The organism is Heliorestis acidaminivorans, assembly GCF_008933955.1.
GTDB lineage: Bacteria > Bacillota > Desulfitobacteriia > Heliobacteriales > Heliobacteriaceae > Heliorestis > Heliorestis acidaminivorans.
On record NZ_WBXO01000005.1, the window covers coordinates 101,379 to 120,967 of the forward strand.

Sequence of the window (19,589 nt, forward strand, 5' to 3'; positions counted from 1 at the left end):
TGGGGCGCCATCAATATAGCCTATCGATTGTGAAAACGATGACCCAGCTCGTTGATGAAAAAGTCAAAAGCGGGTGAAAGAATATGAAAATACAAGAGCTTTATAATCAAGCCCTTGCTCAAAAAAAGCTAATCCTACCGCCGGGAGAGTGGGCGGGCCCCTTACATATTCGTCATTCTATGGTCATCGAAGGGCCGCGAGCCACGCTTTGGAGCCAATCGGGCCCTGCTTTGATCATAGATGCCGACAGAGTGATCGTCAGAAACATATCGGTAGAAGCGCTCGGTGAAAGCGATCTAGTGGCCATTGAAGTTCGCGGTCAAAGAAGGGCAACCTTCCAAGATGTGAAGATACGAGGTCGAGTGGCAGGCATTCCTGGCGAATCAGAAAAATGGCCTGTCCCTAAACTGCTTGAATTAGGTGCTTTGCCAGCGCAAGAAGCTTCACAACGGACGATTCGTGTCCATGTACCTGTACCTTGTCGTGTTGAATCAAAGATCAGCGGCCTTCGGCTATCGCCAGAGCACTTACAAATTGGGAGCAACGAGATCTCAATTCATATCGATCCTTTGCCTGCTCATACCCTTCTTTGGGGTGAACTTGTCATCCATTCTCTTTTTCAACGATCTATCACTGTAACAGCGACGACAACAACAGAGGCGGTGGTGTCTGAAAAAAGACCACTTTGGGTGCCATCGGCAGAAAAGGAACAGGTCGATCGTGCAAAGAAAGCGCCACCTTCTAAATCTCCACCTTCTGCTAGCTTATTAAGAGGCCAACGAGTCGACTTGTCTGAATTATGTGCAGGAAAAAACAAGTGTACCATAGCTGTAGGTTGGACTGTAGAACGGAAGAATTTTGAAGTCGATAGCGCTGTATTTGCTCTTGGCTCGCATCAGAAAGTGCGCCATGATCAAGATTTGCTCTTTTATGGCAATCCCAGCAATGAATACCTTGCTCTTAAAAAAGCGACTAATGCTTTAGAACAAGAGCATCTGGAATTAGAACTAGCCAAAGTGCCTTCTGAGATAGAGCGCCTTGTCCTGACCTTATCGATTTATGAAGCAGAAGAAAGGCGGCAAAACTTCTCGTACTTCTCTACGATTTACTTGAGACTCCTTGTTGATGAGGCGTCAAAGGAAGTAGAAGTGTTTCGCTTTGACCTGTCTTCAGCCTTTGTCTTAGAAACAGCGATTGTGCTCGGTGAGATTTATCGTTATAAAGATCATTGGCGTTTTTCTGCTGTCGGAGCTGGATATCACGGTGGATTGAAAGCACTCTGTGAAACCTATGGTATCAATGTGGTTAGCTAGCAAGAACGAAGGAGTGACAGTAATGTCTTTTCGTTTTTTTAAGCGTATCAAAATTGCCCCCGGTGTTACGATGAATCTAAGTAAATCGGGACCTTCCTTTTCTTTTGGCCCGCAAGGTATGCGATATACCGTTGGTTCAAAAGGCACAAGAACGACCTTAGGCCTGCCTGGCACAGGTCTTTATTATACAAAAGCAAAAAGTTGGGCTTCTCAACGATCGGAAAGAACGACACCGTCGCGCCAAGGGACCCCAGGCTCCGAGCTTGGTTTTTTTCAGCAGATGCTTTTATCGACGGAAGAAAAGCATTACCTAGCAGGCTTGCAAGCCCTCTTATCCAATGATTATGGCGGCGCTTATGAAGCATTTCAGAAAATTGAGCATCTCGCCGACGGTTCTTTTATGTGTGGTTATATTGCCATAGGACGCCAACAATATGAGCAAGCGGAATATTTCTTTCAAAAATGCCAGCCCTGGCAACTCGGGCAGATTAGCAACAAAATCAACCCTAATTTGGAGCTTCTTCTGGATATAACAGAATATATCGAAGCTCCAATCCGCATTGACGAAAGAGGCCTTGCTCTTTGCTTTGTGGAAGCCTATCAACGGCAAGGCAAAGTAAAAGAAGCGATTGCAAAGCTCAATGCTCTTTGGGAGCACAACAGTAGCGACAAGGTTCTTTGCTTATCTCTTGTTGAAGTGGTCACGATGGCTGAAAGAGCTGAGCAAGCCTTGCTTAACGATGTCGTCGAAATGACCAAAACAGTCGTCAATGATGAGCCGATCGATACGAATATTCTTTATTTACGGGCTTATGCTCTCTATCGACTTCATCTGACCGATGGGGCCATTCAACAACTATCTGCGATTGTTCGCAAAAAAAAGGACCGTCCCCCATCATTGCTGTTAGATATTCGCTATCTTCGTGGACAAATGTATGAAGAAGTTGGAAAAATGGCGCAAGCACGCAAGGATTATGAAGAAATCTATAGAAACGATCCAACTTATGGAGATGTTGTGAAGCGGCTAGGTTTATCATTCTAGAAACAGAAAAAATGGATAATAAAGGAGGAGTTTTTTATGCTAAATCTCGACAAAATGGAGTCCAATCAACGTAGATTGCCTGTCTATCTTTTATTAGACACCTCCGGTTCTATGCACGGACAACCGATTGAGGCATTGCGTCAGGGCGTCAAGTACCTGATCTCTTCCTTGAAGAAAGAACCGCAGGCCATCGAAACAGCCTACCTCAGTGTGATCACTTTTTCGAGTACAGCCAAGCAAATGGTACCTCTTACAGATCTGCAAAGTTTTCGAGAACCTCAGCTTGATGCCAACGGAACGACAGCCTTGGGAGAAGCTTTGAAAATTCTGGAGCGTTGCCTTGATACAGAAGTTAAAAAATCAACGGCAACACAAAAAGGTGATTATAAGCCTCTTGTTTTTATTCTTACCGATGGCGTACCGACCGATAGCTGGGAAGGGCCTGCCAATGTGATCAAGCAAAAAGCAGGCAAGCTTGCCAATATTATCGCTGTAGGATGCGGGCCCGACGTAGATCTGAACACATTAAAGAAAATTACAGAGATTGTTTTGCATATGGAATCCTACCAGCCTGACGATTTCAATCAGTTTTTCCGCTGGGTCAGCGCATCTGTATCCATGGCGAGCCAAAAATTTACGGCCGATGGAGAGAAACCTGCTCAATTACCACCACCACCGCCAACGATTCAGATCGTGCCCTGATCAACCAGGGCACCCTTTCTTTCAAGAAGGAGTTAGACCATGATACACATAAGCTTCTTTAAGGTAGATCCTAGAAAACAGCGGGAGCTAGAGGTGCTTTTTCGATCCTATGGTTTTATTGTAGAAGAGGCCCTGATTCATGCAAATGATCCCCAAAGACATGCTTTTTTGTCAAAAATAGTGCAAGGACTCATAGCTATCGCAGAAGTGCCAGAAGCTTTAGAACGGAACTTTACCAAAATCCTCTATCGTTGTGATCAGCAAAAACAAAAACCTATCGTTCGGAAATATGAACTTACTGAAAAGGTCTTCGAGATAGAGGAGAAAGCCATTGAGAAGGAAGAGGAAAGAGAGAAAACTGATAAAACAGAGAAAACTCTTGAAAAAATAGATAGGGTAGAACAAAAAGAATCGCTAGATCCTCCTCTTGAGCCAGCATGGAGAGACCTGCCTCCCCAAGATGAACAGGATTGGGTCCCTCTTCATGTGGCGGACTATCAAATTGTAAATGATGCATGGGCCATGGCAGCAGCGAGTCGACGAGGAAAATTGCATGCTCATCAAGGAACGCACCGAGAAGACGCATTTTCCATCGGACAAGAGGGAGCTTGGACTTTGCTTGCTGTGGCGGATGGAGCAGGATCTTGCCAATATTCTAGAGTCGGCGCGGCCCTCGCTTGTCAAAAGGCTCTGCTACATATGCAACATTGTCTAAAAGACTATGTATTAGCAGAACATGACGGTGACATTCCCAGCCAGAATGATTTGCTAAAGATAAAGTCATACCTGACCACGGCCATACTCGAAGCGATACAAGCACTGAAAGAAGAGGCCAGAGAACGAGAAATCAAAGTAGAAGAAATGTCTACGACCTTACTTCTCGTGATACATACTTTGTGGCAGGGCAAAAGCGTTGTAGCGAGTGTACAAGTCGGTGACGGAACCATAGCCATCTGGCACGGTGGCGATACTGTTACCTTACTAGGCAGTGCTGATACAGGAACCTTTGCCAGTGAGACAAGATTTATTACAACGAGGCAGATAGAGCAAGAATTGGGCCATCGCATCTTTTTTTCAATAAAAAAAGGTGTTAATGCTGTGACTGCTATGACCGACGGCGTTTGTGATGATTTTTTTCCTGCAGAAAAGGAAATGCCGGTCCTGTTCCAGCAAGTCCTCAAGGTACTAAAAGATGGTAAAGAACCAGGCGAGGCTTTGCTCGATTTTCTCTCTTATGAGCGTAGAGGTTCTTTTGACGATCGCACCATGGCGATATTGTTTAGGAGATAAAGGTTATGGCCAAAGCAAGAAAAAAAAGCAAGAAGAACCTTTTAGAAGCGACCTTAGCAGATGGAAGTACCATTCTATACGAACCTGAGATACTTGGTGAAGGTAGCGAAGGCATTGTACACTTTACAGAAGATAAAAAAAAGGTCGTTAAGTTTTACAAAGATAGCAATGACAGCAAAGATCCAGAGCGTCGTCGACGGATTGAAAATATCGTGTACAAGTATAACCCCACAAGAAATCCTGAAAGTGGGGACTATTGGAAAAGCCTATACTGCTGGCCTACTGCTGTCGTAGTAGCTCCTCGTCTTGGTGTCCTTGTGCCAACTTATCCTGCTCATTTTTTCACGAAAGATGGACGAGAAAAAAAGCTAAGTTGGTTCATTTCTCCTCGCACAAGAAACTTGATCAGCAAAGCAGAGCGAGGTGACTGGCTGGGCCATCTAAAGATTGCTATCATGATGGCTCGTGCGACACGGCGCCTTCATTCTGCCGGCCTTGCTCATTCCGATTTATCCTATAATAACTTCTTGGCCGATCCTGTGATTGGTACCGTTACGATGATCGATCTAGATAGCCTTGTCGTTCCAGACGTGTACCCGCCCAATGTGGCAGGGACACCGGGTCTGATCGCGCCGGAAGTGATCATGGGTAAAGGAGCGCCTTCCATACGCACCGATTTGCACGCGCTGGCTGTACTCGTTTATCAAACTTTGTTATTTCGTCATCCTTTGCGAGGCCCCAAAATAAATTCTACTTTATCGGCAGAAGAGGATGAGCAACTTTCTATGGGCGCGAAGGCGCTTTTTATTGAAGATCCCCACGATCAAAGCAATCGCCCACAAGGCACTTTTACAAGCTTTGAGCGATTGGGACCCTATTTGTCAGAACTCGTTACCAAATCTTTTATAAAATACTTACACATGCCTGACAACCGCCCTACAGCGGCCGATTGGGAACAAGCTTTAATTCGGACAACCGATTTGATTCATCCTTGTTCGAACGATCGTTGCGAATTAAAATGGTTTGTGTACGGGACGAGTTGTCCTGGTTGTGGACAAAAAATGGCCCATCATCCCGTACCACTGTTGCAGTTTTATAAAGAACAAAATGGCAAACCCGGCCATTTTATCAATGAACGTCGTCAGCTTGTTGTCTGGTCTGGCCTCTATCTTTACAAATGGCATGTTTTTGATCACATTCGAGCTGGTGAAAATGCTGACAAAACGCCACAAGGGTATTTTCGCTATCATGAAGGGCAGTGGTACTTTTTTAATCTAGAGATGGATGCCCAATTGATTGAAAAGGGCATACAAAAGACAATTCCCAAAAATCAATCCATCCCTCTTCAACAAGGTCAACAAATCCGCCTATCGACAGAAAGGCGTGGCAGAATTGTTTATGTACAGATGATCAAGGAGCCATAAAAATTTATTAACAGGTGGTGAAGAACATGGATTATAAAATACTTTATCCAGGCGCTTTTCCGATTATAGAAATGAAATTGCAAAAAGCTGAAAGCATTAAGGCTGAAGCCGATGCCATGGTGGCCATGTCTTCAACAGTCGATGTCTTAGGTTCTGTGCCCGGTGGAATTATGCAAGGCTTGGCTCGCATGCTCGCTGGAGAAAAGTTTTTCTTTCAAACTTTGACGGCCAATCGTGGTTCAGGAACAGTCTTGCTGGCCCCATCCATTCCTGGTGACATTATCGATATTAACTTAGATGGTACCTACAACTTGATTGTGCAAAAAGACGGTTTTTTAGCAGGTACGCAAGATTTGCAAGTATCTACAAAGATGCAAAATTTAATGCAAGGCTTTTTATCTGGAGAGGGTTTTTTTGTTGTTAAAGTGAGCGGTCACGGAAAAGTCTTTGTGAACAGCTACGGTGCCATTCATGCTATCAATTTGGATGATGGGGAAGAGTTTGTTATTGACAACCAACATTTGGTGGCCTGGCCTGATTACATGGATTACAAAATCGAAAAAGCTTCAAGCAGTTGGATACATACTTTTACCTCGGGAGAAATTGCCGTTTGCCGCTTCAGAGGTCCAGGCACGGTACTGATTCAAACGCGCAATCCTGGCGGTTTTGGCAATTGGATTAAAAAGTTTATTCCAGGTGGGCGACCAGGCTCATAAGAGATAGAGGGCACTTTTGAAAGTCGAAAGCGAGGAAACGATGGGTGATTCATTTTAATGATTTGAAGGCTGAAGATATAGAGAGGATTTTTTATATTCCTCCTGAACCCTATGATTCCAATTGGGATCGAGATACATTGTCATATGCTTTAGGTGCAACTTTATACATGCCAGCCCATCGTCCTTGTATTGCGAACGATCTCATAACAAACAAATACAAAGAATTGACTTCTATGGTCATCTGCCTAGAAGATGCGATTGGTGATCACCAAGTCGTCGAAGCAGAAGAAGCACTTTTGCTTCAACTTCAACAGCTAGAATCAGCATGGCAGACTATGTCAACGATAGAAAAAGCGGGCTTGCCCTTGATCTTTCTGCGCCTGCGAAGCCCTGAGCAATTTCATCAGCTTATTGAGAAACTGATGCCTTTTATGATGACCGGCTTGCTTCATGGCTTTGTTTTTCCCAAATTTTCGCTTCATAATGGCGAAAAGTACCTTCAACTGCTTCGTCAACTCAATAGGTCTGTTCGCATATATGGCATGCCTATCTTTGAGACGCGAGATATTATGTATAAAGAGAGTCGTATCGACACGTTGCTTGCTCTCAAAGCTTTACTAGGTTCCTATAAAGAGATGATCTTGAATATCCGTATTGGAGCGACTGATTTTTCTAGTCTTTTCGGCATTCGTAGGAGTCCTGATCTGACCTTATATGATATCGTGCCCATGAAAGACTGTATTGGCGATATTGTCAATGTTTTTGGTCGCATCGACGATCCCTATGTCCTTTCTGGGCCCGTTTGGGAGTATTTTCCCACAGACAACCGTGTATTGAAGCCTAAATTGCGAGAAGCGCCATTTGAACGGTATGGCCATCAAGGCCTTGCTTTTCGCCGACAACTGATTACACGTTATATCGATGGCTTGATTCGTGAAATCTTGCTCGATCAAGCCAATGGTTTATGTGGAAAAACAGTGATTCATCCCTCCCATATTCGACCTGTGAATGCTTTGCAAGCTGTCACGTACGAGGAATATTGTGATGCTACGACCATCGTGAGCAATAATGACGGAAAAATAGGCGTTATGAAAAGCGCTTTTCATAACAAAATGAACGAAATAAAGCCTCATTTGAGTTGGGCAAAGAAAATTATTACAAGATCATGCATTTATGGAGTGCTTAATGAGACATATGACTTTACGAGCTTACTGGGGACAGAACAATATGATAAATCGTCTATTGAGTGAAGAAGCCGAGAAGGTTCAAGAATCTTCAGAGATGCTGATCCATATTTTAGATGATTTGCACATCCGTCTTACCGTTACAAGCAACCCTTACGAACTTTCGCTAGAAAGCCTTTTTTCACTTGCCGCTCGCAAGAATCGTCATAGAAGTTTTCTCTTTGTCAGCAAGCTTCTAGGCAAGCATATTGCTATCGAACCAGAGGTTGCTTTTGTTGCAGGGAAGTTGCTTGCACAACGCTTTATGGAAGAAAGAGCTAGAAAGCAAACGATGACAGAGAACAAAGCGACGTTCTCTTTGCCTTCGCCGCATATTTTTATCGGTTTTGCTGAAACGGCAACAGCCTTAGGGCATGCTGTTTTCTCTTGCTTTGATCAAAATGCCTTCTATTGGCATACAACGCGTGAGAAAATCAATGAATTGCCTGATCTATTTGGCTTTGAAGAAGAGCATTGTCATGCACCGGAACATCGTCTTTATGGGACGGCTCGATCCTTTTTTGATAAGGATCATCCGATTGTGCTCATTGATGATGAATTAACGACAGGCAAATCGGCATTAAACTTTATTCAGGCGATTGAGCAGAAGTATAGAAGAAAAGAATATTATATTCTTTCCATTCTTGATTGGCGTTCCGAAGAGGATCGAGCGACCTTGCAGGCAATGGAACAGCGCCTTGGGGTTTCTATTACCGTGCTTTCTTTGCTCTCCGGTACTATAGAATCCTGGGGTGCGGTAACAGAAAGAGCGATAGGAGCTTATATGCCCCAAGAAGAAGTGGCTGATCCCAAATCGCCACTTCCGCAGGTGGGGATCTATGCATTAAAAGAATTACAAGGAATGTCTTTGAAAAATGGCACTTCTGTAGATGTGGTAACATACGGCTTAGAAAAAGGGATCGCTTATACATCCATTGATTCAACCGGTTGGGTCAATAAAGCGCCCTATCTCCCTTATACAGGCCGCTTTGGTATCACACCGAAGGAACAAGCACAACTAGAGGCTTTGGCTTATAAGGTAGGTAAGCAATTACAACAACGGCGACGGGGAGAAAAAGCCTTATGTCTGGGCACCGGAGAATTTATGTATCTTCCATCTAAGATAGCCTCCTATATGGGTGAAAAGGTACTGGTGCAAGCAACAACGCGCAGTCCTGTTTATCCTGTTGATAAGGAAGACTATGGCATTCGTCATGGTCTTGCTTTTCCCAGCCCCGATGATCCTCTGATTCCCAATTATGTTTATAATATCGGGACAGGCATGTACGATGAGATTTTTTTATTTCTAGAGCGGCCTCTTCCGAAGGAAAGGATCATGCCTTTACTAGAAGCTTTGGACTCTAGGGGCATCGATCGGATTTGTATGGTAGTGCCAGAAGCGATCGTACCTCACCCTGATCCGATGGGCTCATATCGTGCTGATGATGTTGTTTTTTTACTGAAAGATCTTAGCGGTATGGTGGAAGAAGTGCCGACTGAAGAACGGGAACGAATGATTCAAAAGGGCGTCCATTATTCGGAGATGCTTCCCTTGGAATACAAGCCAACGCAAGAATATATGGATCTTTTCTATCAGACCTTGGAAGAGTCGGCTCGGAAAATAGCCTGGGCCACGGCCGTTGTCGCTGAAAAGATAATAGGTTTGCATGCTTCCGAGTTTGTTCTCGTCTCTTTGGCTAGAGCTGGAACACCTGTAGGCATTTTAATTCGTCGCTATCTAGAGCAAATCCATGGTCTTACGGTACCTCATTACAGCATATCTATTATTCGTGACAAAGGTATTGACGAAAAAGCATTGCTTTATATTTTGCAGAACCATGGTGGCAGAGACCTTCAGTTTGTGGATGGTTGGACAGGTAAGGGTGCTATCTCCATGCAGTTAACGAAAGCTTGCCAACAGTTCAAAGATAAATATTCCATAGAGCTTTCCGATAGCCTGGCTGTCTTAGCCGATCCTGGCTATTGCGCGCCCCTGTACGGCACGCGAGAAGACTATCTAATTCCCAGTGCTTGTCTTAATGCTACTGTGTCCGGGTTGGTCAGTCGAACGGTCTATAAACCGGAACTCCTAGGCCCCTTTGATTTTCATGGTGCTCGCTATTACAGTGAGTTGCAAGAAGACGACGTTTCTAATCTATTTGTTGACACCATTTCGAGATATTTTGAAGAAGTGGCCTTAGAGGGGCAGAACCATCTCGCGATGAAAAGGGAAGAACATCTTTTTTGCGATGACCATAGAGGCACGGAAAAAAGCTTCTTGCTTGAAAAATGTTCTTGGCAAGGCTTACGGTCCCTTCGTTCGATTCAAGAGCGCTTTGGAATCAAAGATATCAATCTCATCAAGCCAGGTGTAGGGGAGACGACCCGAGTCCTTTTGCGCCGTGTACCGTGGAGAATTCTTGTAAACTCCATGGAAAACCCCAATCTTACCCATATCCTTATTCTCGCTCGTGACAGGAATGTACCTGTGGAAGTCTATGGGAATATGACCTACTCTTGTTGTGGCTTGATTAAACCCCTTGAAGAGATTGAAAGGGAGGCATAGGAATTGACAGGAAAAATACTTTTTGCCTCCGATCTAGATCAAACACTGATCTATTCGCGACGAAGTATGGGTGACTATGGCCATCCCCATCTCTTGGTGCCCATAGAAGAGTATAAAGGTCGCATTATATCTTATATGACGACCTTGGCTGTAAAGCGCTTCTGTGAGGCTGCGCGGCAGGCTATCATTGTTCCTGTAACGACACGAACGGTGGAACAATACAGACGAGTGAAACTACCTATCAGGCCTTCCTATGCCGTGGTTAGCAATGGCGGTCATATTTTAAGGGAAGGACACCTCGATAAGAAATGGCATGATAAGATTTTATCTCAGATCAGCGACAAGTGCTTGGACATAGGGAAGATGGAAAGGGAATTTGCAAAAATAGCTAAACCTGATTGGGTTACATCTTCCCGTAGGGCTGATCAACTTTTTTTGTATTTTCTTATTGAAAGAGACAAAGTGCCGTCAGCAGAACTGAAAGCATTTGCTTGCTGGGCGCAGGAACAGAATTGGCGTCTCTCTATACAAGGTAGAAAGCTTTATCTTGTACCAAAACCAGTGAGCAAGTGGACTGCCGTAGAAGAAGTTTTAAAAAGAGTTGGCAAGCCCTTTGTTGTTGCCGCCGGTGATTCACTTTTAGATCAAGAAATGCTTGAAAAGGCCGATCTTGCTTTGGCACCTGCTCACGGAGAACTCTGGGCTACTCATGGCCCCAAAAAGCGCTTGCACCACCATGGAGAGAATGAGGAAAGCTTAAAAAGAATTTCTTTCCTTCCTCAGCAAGGGATTGTGGCAGGGGAAGCAATTTTGAATCATCTTTTGGCCCTTTGTGAAGACAAAAAAGAAAGCTCTGCGATTAGCTCGTAGAGCTTTCTTTTCTGTACTTTAGCTTTTAAGTGGATTAGCATTTGCCTTTGTATTGTTATTTATAGAATATAGGCACACCCCCTTTGGCATAGAACCAACTTTTTACCCTCTGTTAGTTGCCCTCAAAGCACATTTTTCGCTAAAATAAAGCCAAGAACTAACTTGTCCTACTTAATAAAGAGGTGCTTAATTCTATGGAAAGTCAAAAATCGGCTGTTATTGTGTTATCAGGTGGTCTTGATTCTACTACGACAATGGGGATTGCTAAGGAAGCAGGATATAAGCTCTATGCTTTGACTTTTGATTATGGACAGAGACATCGTCGTGAGCTTGAATCGGCTGAAGCTGTCGCTTCTTTTTACGGTGCTGTTCATAAAGTGATGGTACTAGGGGATCTATTTGCGGAAAGTGCTTTATCCGAAGGTACTTTGAGAGAGAGGCCTTTGTCAGAAGGACCTTTGACAGAGCGGCCTGCTGGGGAGACGAAGGAAGATCTATCTTCTCTCGGCTTTGTGGAGCAGGGGCAGTTGCTTCCTGCGACTTATGTGCCGGCGCGCAATGTTCTGTTTTTAGCTTTGGCTCTTTCTTATGCTGAGAAGGTTAAGGCTGAGGCTATTTATATGGGTGTGAATGCCCTAGATAATGCAGGATATCCTGATTGTCGTCCTGCTTTTATTGAAGCTTTTCAGCAAGTTGTTAATTGCGGTACGGAGCGAGGTGTTTTAGGAAAAGGGGTGCGTTTGGAGACGCCTTTGATTCAGTTGGAAAAAGAAGAGATTGTGAGCTTGGCTTTACAGTTACAATGTCCTCTTCATTTAACTCATACTTGCTATGCTGGGCAGTACCCTGCTTGTGGACAATGTGCTAGTTGTGTTAGTCGCAGGGATGCTTTCATGAGATTAGGACTAGTCGATCCTTTACCTTATCAATAAAATGCTTATCTATCAGTACGATGGTTCTATGGAAGGGCTTTTTACAGCTATTTATGAAGCTTATTATCGCCGTGAGCAACCAGAGGACATTCAAGCTATAGCTAAATCTAATCCGCCTCTTTTTGCTGAGCTTGTAGTAATTGAGACGGATGTGGAAAAGTCGGAAAAAGTTGTACAGTCCATTCATAAGAAGATTTCAGATGATGCTTTTCGAACGGTATCCTACGCTTTTTTATCGGAAGTGGAAGGGTCGGAACAAGCTATTTATCAATATCTTAGATTAGGATGGAAAATAGGTCCTCAAGTTGACCGCTACCTAGTCGATCCGGTTTGGACTGTCCAAAAACTTAGATCCAAAGTAGCGAAGGAAAAACATCGCATGCTAGGTCTTTTGCGGTTTCGCTTGCTTAGTAATTCGATTTATTATGGGCCCATGGAACCTGATCACAATATAATAGGATTAATAGCACCCCACTTTACGAAGCGATTAGCCGATCAGAACTGGATGATTCACGATTTGAGAAGAGGATTGGCCGCTTTGTACAACCAGAAAGAATGGATTATAACGGACATAGATCCTAATAAAAAAGTAGAGCTAGCCTCTATAGAAATAGAATATCAAGATTTGTGGAAAGCTTACTTCACATCGATTAATATTGAAGAACGAAAGAATTTGAAACAACAAAAAACTTATATGCCTTTTCGATATTGGCGTCATTTGATTGAGAAATAGGTGGATAAAATTAGATGCTTAGAAGCGTTGACAGTGATATACAGAGGTGTTACAATTACGACAACAATAGCATAGGTTATGCCTCATCTCGAAAAAGAGGTGGGGTAGAGGCGCGGTTGATCAAGAGTAGATTCAAGAAGGTCCAAAGGCATGGACGATGCATTGAATGGAAAGGGCTCACCGCCGAAGCTTAGACGATGGCACTTGTTTAAGCTGGGTCTGTAATGAATAATTGCAGGACTGTCACCACGGAGCTTTTCCCACCTTTTTTAAGGCGCTCTAAAGTGGTGGAGCACTATCTTACCAGGGAGTAGAGAGGGCATTCTTTACGTTGACGTAACAGTCGTCGAGAATAGCTCGACGGCTTTTTTGTGCTTTTTAATATTGGAAATAATTGGCTATATAGAATGAGGGGCGAAGAATCATGAAATTACAAGGTACTGCAAAGGTTAATGAAGCAGGGCATTTGACTATTGGTGGATGTGATGCTGTAGAGTTGGTTCAAAAACACGGAAGTCCGCTTTACGTAATGGACGAAACTTTTCTTCGTGAAAAATGTAAAGCCTATTACGATGCTTTTAGTGCCTCCGGTGCTGGCGAAGTCATATATGCTTCTAAAGCATTTATGAACATGGCTATGTGTCGAGTTATTGAACAAGAAGGCTTAGGTTTGGATGTTGTATCGGGCGGAGAGCTTTATACAGCTAGAAGAGCAGGCTTTCCTATGGAAAAAGTATACTTCCATGGTAACAACAAAACGGACAGTGAGTTAAAACAAGCGATTGAATACGGTATCGGTCACATTGTTGTAGATAATCACTATGAGATGGATCGTTTAAATGCTCTGGCAGAACAAGCTGGTACAACTGTTAATGTACTGCTTCGCATTACGCCTGGTATTGAATGTCACACTCATGAATTTATCAGAACAGGGCAGATTGATTCTAAGTTTGGTTTCCCGCTACCTACAGGGCAAGCTATGGAAGCTGTAAAAGCAGTTGTGTCTTGTTCGAACCTTAAGTATGACGGCTTACATTGTCATATTGGCTCTCAGATTTTCGAACTGGAATCTTTCCGCTTCGCGGCTGAAGTGATGATGAACTTCATTGAAGAAATTCAAAAGCAGACTGGTGCTGTTACTACTGTCTTAAACTTAGGTGGTGGTTTTGGTATTCGTTACACTGAAGCTGATGAGCCAGCTGATATTAACGATTATGCTAGAACAGTTCTCTCTACCGTTCAAAGTGAGGCAGAGAAGAGAAACCTAACTGTTCCCCGCGTTGTCGTAGAGCCTGGTCGCTCTATCGCCGGTCCCGTAGGAACAACTTTATATACTGTTGGCTCAGTCAAAGAAATTCATGGAGTACGTAAGTATGTAGCTGTTGATGGTGGTATGAATGATAATCCTCGCCCAGCTCTTTACGGATCTCGCTACGAAGCAATGCTAGCTAACAAAGCTACAGAAGCTAATGAAGAAGTTGTCTCTATTACGGGCAAATGCTGCGAATCAGGTGATATGCTGATTTGGGACGTAAGCTTACCGAAAGTGAAAAGTGGCGATATTCTAGCTGTATCAAGCACTGGTGCTTACAACTACACTATGTCCATGAACTATAACCGCATTGGTCGCCCAGCAGTAGTTTTTGTTCGTGATGGACAGTCAGCTGTTGTTGTAGAAAGAGAATCTTATGATGATCTAATTCGCAATGACCGGATTCCTCCCTATCTCCAAAGATAGTCTGCAGTAAGATGCCTGAGAGTAACCCTGCTACAGAACAAACAGAGTAAGCTACTACTTCATATATGGAGAGACTACAGGAAAGGGGTGACGGAGCATGTCAGAAAAATTTTATGAAATAGCCATGGAAGCTCTAAAAAAACAGCAAGAGACTCAAGGGGTTGAAACCGTCGCTGAAAACACAGAAGAGAGAGAATAAGTGACACCCTAGAACTAGATCAAGAAAAGATTAATAAAAGTGCGGTATCTAGCAAGTTTGCTGATACCGCATTTTTTTCTTGACGAAAAAAGCAAAAGGTGCTATAAAAGATACATACATAAGAATATACTTATATACAAATTCGTTCAGCGCTTTTGATTAAAGGGAGGTGTCTAATGAAAGAGCGCAATAAACTTTTGCTTATGGTAGGAATCTTTTTGCTAGCCTTCTATATTCCTTTGGAAAGCACAAGAGTGCAGGGTGCTATTCTGGAATCTTTTTATATGTTGCAAGATTATGCTCGTGAGCATGTTTTGGCTTGCTTGATTCCGGCCTTCTTTATCGCAGGTGCTATTTCCGTATTTGTATCGCAAGCTTCTGTACTCAAATATTTTGGTGCACAGGCTAATAAATTTTTGTCTTACGCTGTTGCTTCTGTATCAGGCACAATTTTGGCTGTTTGCTCATGTACAGTTCTGCCTCTTTTTGCTGGTATTTATATGCGTGGTGCGGGGATAGGTCCGGCTACAGCTTTTCTTTTTGCTGGACCGGCTATCAATGTGTTGGCTATTATACTAACGGCAAGAGTTCTAGGCTTGGAGATGGGTATAGCTAGAGCTATTGGCGCTATTGTCTTCTCCATTATTATTGGCCTTGTGATGCACTTTGTTTTCCAAAAAGAAGAAAAGGAAAGGGAAGCCACTTCTTTCCATTTGCCTGTTGAAGAAGAACAACGTAGTCTCTGGCAATATATAGTTTATTTTGGTACTATGATACTAATCCTAGTGATAGCCTCTTGGGGTAGGCCGCCAGAAACAACAGGCTTTTTTCACTTCATCTATACAATTAAGTGGCCTTTAACAGTCTTGTTGCTACTTATCCTGGCTATAATCTTGAAAAGCTGGTTCACAAAAGAAGAAGCTTCAGAATGGGTTAGTTCAACTTGGACCTTCACCAAACAGATCTTTCCTCTGCTTCTAGTAGGTGTGCTCATTGCAGGCTTTCTTATGGGGAGACCAGGTACAGACAGTGGGATCATTCCTGCAGAGTATGTAGGTGCTCTCGTTGGTGGTAATTCGATTCAAGCTAACGCGCTGTCTGCTGTTTTAGGTGCTTTTATGTACTTTGCTACATTGACGGAAATACCTATTTTGCAAGGTCTCATGGGAAGTGGTATGGGCAAAGGCCCTGCTTTAGCTTTACTCTTAGCTGGTCCTTCCCTAAGCTTGCCTAACTTAATAGTAATTCATAAGATTCTAGGTTTCAAAAAAACAGCTCTTTATGCCACATTGGTGATTACTATGGCTACGCTCAGTGGTCTTATTTTCGGCACATTTTGGGGATAAACATTAGGCTTAGCCTTATAATATGGAAAGGTAGGTTTTTGTAATGGATATTAAAGTTCTAGGAACAGGATGCCCTAAGTGCAATCAGTTAGAAGAAAGAGTGAAAAAGGTAGTTAATATGCTGGGGAAAGAAGCAACAGTTTCCAAAGTCTCCGATATCAAAGATATCATGTCTTATGGTGTTATGATGACACCAGCACTCGTAATTGACGGGGAAGTTAAGGTTTCTGGCAAGTTGCCTTCTGAAGGAGAACTTAAAGCTCTTCTAGATTAATAATCATGCTAATCTTTCATGTGATTGTAATTTAAATAAAGAAGTTAATCTTAGTCTTATAAAAAGCCTTTATGCTCCTGTAGTGTGGAAGGCTTTTTTCTCTACCTGAGGGAGGGTTGTTACTATGTTTGGACCTAAGGACTCCCCAACTGAAGAAGATATTTTACTTTGGGTGGAGCTCTTCAAGGTGCTCGGTGATAAAAGTCGCTTAACTATTTTAGCTCTTTTGATGAACAAGCCGCTTTGTGTTTGTGAAATTGTCAATTACTTAGGAATGACTCAACCAGCAGTATCACAGCATTTGCGTCGCTTAAAAGCTCTTGAACTAGTGAAGGAGCGCAAAGAAGGGCAGTGGGTTGTTTATAGAGCTAATGAAGAAAAGGTTAACACTCTCAGTAAAGCTTATCAAGCTATGCTAAACTTTGGTGTACAGGAGATAGAAAAAGTAGAAATACTGCGTCCTATGGGTACTGAATAAGTTGAGAACCTTTCTTCACGGTGAGGAATAAAGCGTGGTATAATATTCTCTATGAACAAAATAACAAGAGGTGGGTTGGAGCTTGGAGATTATCCTTACCCACAATAATACAGACTTTGATGGTCTTGCTGCCGCCTATGGGGCGCATAAATTGTATCCAAGAGCCATACCAGTACTGCCAAGTAAACTTGGTGCTAATGTGCAAGAATTTATGGCTCTCCATAAAGATACTTTAGGTTTTAAGGCTGTAAAGAAGATTAATCCTCATAAAGTCAAAAGAATTATTATGGTCGATACGAAATCACCTCACCGAGTAGGCCCTCTAGGTAAACTATTAGCAGATCCTGCCATAGATGTTCATGTTTTTGACCATCATCCTCCTGGAGACGATGATGTGGTAGGTTCTTATGTGAACCAGGATAGTGTGGGTGCAGTAACGACGATTATTGTGGAAGAAATACAAAAACGCAAGATCAAGCTTACTTCTTTTGACGCTACCTTATTAGCCCTAGGGATTTATGAAGATACAGGTAGTCTTATGTTTTCTACTACTACAGCACGTGATGCGGCGGCTATTGCTTATTTGTTAGGGCAGGGAGCTAACTTAGCTGTTGTTGGTGAGTTTATTGACCGACCTCTTTCTGTGGAGCAGCGGAAGCTATTTCATAAGATCATGCGCAATGCCGAAGTGCACATAATACAAGGCTTTAAGATTGTCGTAACGACCGCCACCGTTGATGAGTACGTAGAAGGCTTAAGTTTGCTTGTCTACAAGTTAAGTGAAAATGAAAGTCCTGACGTTATCTTTGCTGTTGTTAAGATGGAAGATCGCGTTATTGTGGTGGGTCGCAGTCGTATTGAACATGTGAAAGTTAACAAACTGCTTTTACCTTTAGGAGGAGGCGGTCACGGTGCTGCCGCTGCTGCTTCCATTAAAGGTGGCAAAAGTGAAGAGATTTTAGCTCTATTAGTACAACGTCTTTATGAAACTATTGAACCCCAAAAAGGGGCTCGCGAAATTATGTCTTCGCCTGTTAAGACAGTGACATCAGATACTACGATTGAAGAAGCTGGCAAAGTACTGCTTCGTTATGGCCATACTGGTATGCCTATTGTAGATGGCGATAAGCTTGTAGGCGTCATCAGTCGTCGCGATCTTGACAAAGCCTTCTATCATGGTCTTCGCCATGCACCTGTCAAAGGCTTTATGTCCCGCAATGTACTTACGATTGATGTAGATAGCTCTATACGTGAAATTCAAAGTCTGATGATCGAGCATGATATTGGACGCTTACCTGTTATAGAAAAAGGAAAAATAATCGGTATTGTATCGCGGACCGATGTTTTACGAACTCTTCACGGTGAAGATACGCCGCGAATTTATCGAACTAATTTTTCAGCGAGCACGCAAGAAGAACAGCGAGTTACTGTTGACAACAACCGACTCGATCATTTAATGGAAGAAAGATTACCAGATCATATAATCACCTTGTTTCAGAATATAGGACAATTAGCAGATGAAGCAAATGTAAAAGTTTATGTAGTAGGTGGCTTTGTTCGTGACCTTTTGCTTGGTGTTAACAATCTAGATATAGATCTTGTAGTAGAAGGTGACGGTATTGCTTTCGCTACACGTTTAGCTCGCTTTTTGCGAGCTCGTCTGCGAGTCCATGAAAAGTTTGGAACAGCTATGATTCTCTGGGAAGATCAGAAGATTGACGTAGCTACAGCCCGTCGAGAGTTTTATCAGCATCCGGCGGCTTTACCGCAGGTGGAAGCATCGAACTTACGACAAGATCTTTATCGTCGTGATTTTACGATCAATGCTTTAGCCTTACAGCTTAATTTACCTTCTTTTGGCTATCTTGTTGACTTTTTCTCAGGTAGAAAAGATCTAGATCAAGGTTTGATCCGTGTTCTTTATAACTTAAGCTTTGTTGAAGACCCAACACGGATTATTAGAGCTATTCGATTTGAACAGCGTTATGACTTTACTATGGAAGTAGAGACTTTAGAATTTGCTCATGAAGCTATTTCACGTAAAATGATAGGTGAAGTTTCTCATGAGCGTATGTTCGATGAATTACTTTTAATTCTACAAGAAAAAAATCCCGTACCAGCATTGCGTAGAGTTACAGAAATGAACTTATGGGATTACTTTCTACCAGACTTAGAGTGGAGCGAAAGGCTCGAAAGAGAACTGACCACATTGACAGAGCTTTATCAAGAAGTAAAAGATAGAGAATTAGTACCGCTAGAAACTCGCTGGATGCCCTACTTTCTAATACTTACGAAACATATGAAGCCAGAAGGTGTAAAATTAGCAATAGATCGATACCCACTGAAGATGTGGATTCGGGAGGCTATTGTAGAACTAGCAAGTACGAATGAACAGACCGGATTGTTGATGGAACAATCTTTACAATATGGCAAACTTAGTGACCTTGATAAACTTTTTCAAGGCTGGTCTATTGAAGCCTTCCTAGCTCTACGAGCGTCTTATGCTTTGCCCAAAACGGTAGAGTTGTTAGAAGCTTGGCATATTATCAAGAAGTGCAAAACAATTATTACAGGCAAAGAACTTAAAGAAATGGGTATTAAGCCTGGACCTCACTATAAAACTTTACTGAATCAGATGCGTTGGGATCGTCTCGATGGGATTGTGCAAAGTTACGAGGAGGAGTTAGAGCACTTACGAGAGCTCTTGTTTGAACTGGGTTTTGTGAGTAAAGACTAGGAGGAA

15 protein-coding genes, 1 pseudogene and 1 riboswitch are annotated in these 19,589 nt (G+C 42.9%); all 16 genes and pseudogenes read left to right on the top strand.

Annotation, left to right across the window (positions count from 1 at the left end; all coding sequences use genetic code 11):
• Window positions 1-83 precede the first annotated feature (83 nt).
• A complete protein-coding gene (locus tag F9B85_RS08035) occupies window positions 84-1,313 on the top strand; it encodes a TerD family protein (protein ID WP_151619880.1) in 1,230 nt (409 codons plus the stop codon).
• Between the two features lie 22 nt (window positions 1,314-1,335).
• Window positions 1,336-2,355: a DUF4236 domain-containing protein gene (locus tag F9B85_RS08040; RefSeq protein WP_170270329.1), complete on the top strand. Its 1,020-nt coding sequence runs from the start codon at window positions 1,336-1,338 to the stop codon at window positions 2,353-2,355.
• 36 nt (window positions 2,356-2,391) lie between these two features.
• Window positions 2,392-3,057: a vWA domain-containing protein gene (locus F9B85_RS08045; protein WP_151619882.1), complete on the top strand. Its 666-nt coding sequence runs from the start codon at window positions 2,392-2,394 to the stop codon at window positions 3,055-3,057.
• A 39-nt stretch (window positions 3,058-3,096) separates the two neighbouring features.
• Window positions 3,097-4,347, top strand: a complete 1,251-nt coding sequence (locus tag F9B85_RS08050) for a PP2C family serine/threonine-protein phosphatase (protein ID WP_151619883.1) — start codon at window positions 3,097-3,099, stop codon at window positions 4,345-4,347.
• 5 nt (window positions 4,348-4,352) lie between these two features.
• Window positions 4,353-5,771 (top strand): protein kinase domain-containing protein, encoded by a 1,419-nt coding sequence (locus F9B85_RS08055; protein ID WP_151619884.1) that lies wholly within the window; start codon window positions 4,353-4,355, stop codon window positions 5,769-5,771.
• Window positions 5,772-5,797: 26 nt separating this feature from the next.
• Window positions 5,798-6,487: a TIGR00266 family protein gene (locus F9B85_RS08060; protein ID WP_151619885.1), complete on the top strand. Its 690-nt coding sequence runs from the start codon at window positions 5,798-5,800 to the stop codon at window positions 6,485-6,487.
• Window positions 6,488-6,531: 44 nt separating this feature from the next.
• Complete coding sequence (locus F9B85_RS08065) at window positions 6,532-7,737, top strand: HpcH/HpaI aldolase/citrate lyase family protein (protein ID WP_151619886.1); 1,206 nt, start codon at window positions 6,532-6,534, stop codon at window positions 7,735-7,737.
• Window positions 7,673-10,276 (top strand): phosphoribosyltransferase, encoded by a 2,604-nt coding sequence (locus F9B85_RS08070; protein WP_207707079.1) that lies wholly within the window; start codon window positions 7,673-7,675, stop codon window positions 10,274-10,276. The genes F9B85_RS08065 and F9B85_RS08070 overlap by 65 nt, the downstream gene beginning before the upstream one ends.
• A 3-nt stretch (window positions 10,277-10,279) precedes the next feature.
• A complete protein-coding gene (locus F9B85_RS08075) occupies window positions 10,280-11,146 on the top strand; it encodes an HAD family hydrolase (protein ID WP_151619887.1) in 867 nt (288 codons plus the stop codon).
• A gap of 179 nt (window positions 11,147-11,325) precedes the next feature.
• Window positions 11,326-12,078, top strand: a pseudogene (gene queC / locus F9B85_RS08080) (7-cyano-7-deazaguanine synthase QueC); the annotation flags it as partial.
• A 1-nt stretch (window position 12,079) separates the two neighbouring features.
• Complete coding sequence (locus F9B85_RS08085; RefSeq protein WP_151619889.1) at window positions 12,080-12,811, top strand: TIGR03915 family putative DNA repair protein; 732 nt, start codon at window positions 12,080-12,082, stop codon at window positions 12,809-12,811.
• 97 nt (window positions 12,812-12,908) lie between these two features.
• Window positions 12,909-13,117: riboswitch (Lysine riboswitch) on the top strand.
• A gap of 118 nt (window positions 13,118-13,235) precedes the next feature.
• Window positions 13,236-14,549 carry a diaminopimelate decarboxylase gene (gene lysA, locus F9B85_RS08090; protein WP_151619890.1) on the top strand — a complete coding sequence of 438 codons (1,314 nt, stop codon included), beginning with the start codon at window positions 13,236-13,238 and terminating at the stop codon, window positions 14,547-14,549.
• A 375-nt stretch (window positions 14,550-14,924) separates the two neighbouring features.
• Window positions 14,925-16,094 carry a permease gene (locus tag F9B85_RS08095; protein ID WP_151619891.1) on the top strand — a complete coding sequence of 390 codons (1,170 nt, stop codon included), beginning with the start codon at window positions 14,925-14,927 and terminating at the stop codon, window positions 16,092-16,094.
• Between the two features lie 43 nt (window positions 16,095-16,137).
• The gene (locus tag F9B85_RS08100) at window positions 16,138-16,368 is read left to right on the top strand and encodes a thioredoxin family protein (protein WP_151619892.1); all 231 of its coding nucleotides are present in this window, start codon (window positions 16,138-16,140) and stop codon (window positions 16,366-16,368) included.
• Between the two features lie 124 nt (window positions 16,369-16,492).
• Window positions 16,493-16,846 carry an ArsR/SmtB family transcription factor gene (locus F9B85_RS08105; RefSeq protein ID WP_151619893.1) on the top strand — a complete coding sequence of 118 codons (354 nt, stop codon included), beginning with the start codon at window positions 16,493-16,495 and terminating at the stop codon, window positions 16,844-16,846.
• 82 nt (window positions 16,847-16,928) lie between these two features.
• Complete coding sequence (locus F9B85_RS08110) at window positions 16,929-19,583, top strand: CBS domain-containing protein (RefSeq protein WP_151619894.1); 2,655 nt, start codon at window positions 16,929-16,931, stop codon at window positions 19,581-19,583.
• Window positions 19,584-19,589: the final 6 nt, after the last annotated feature.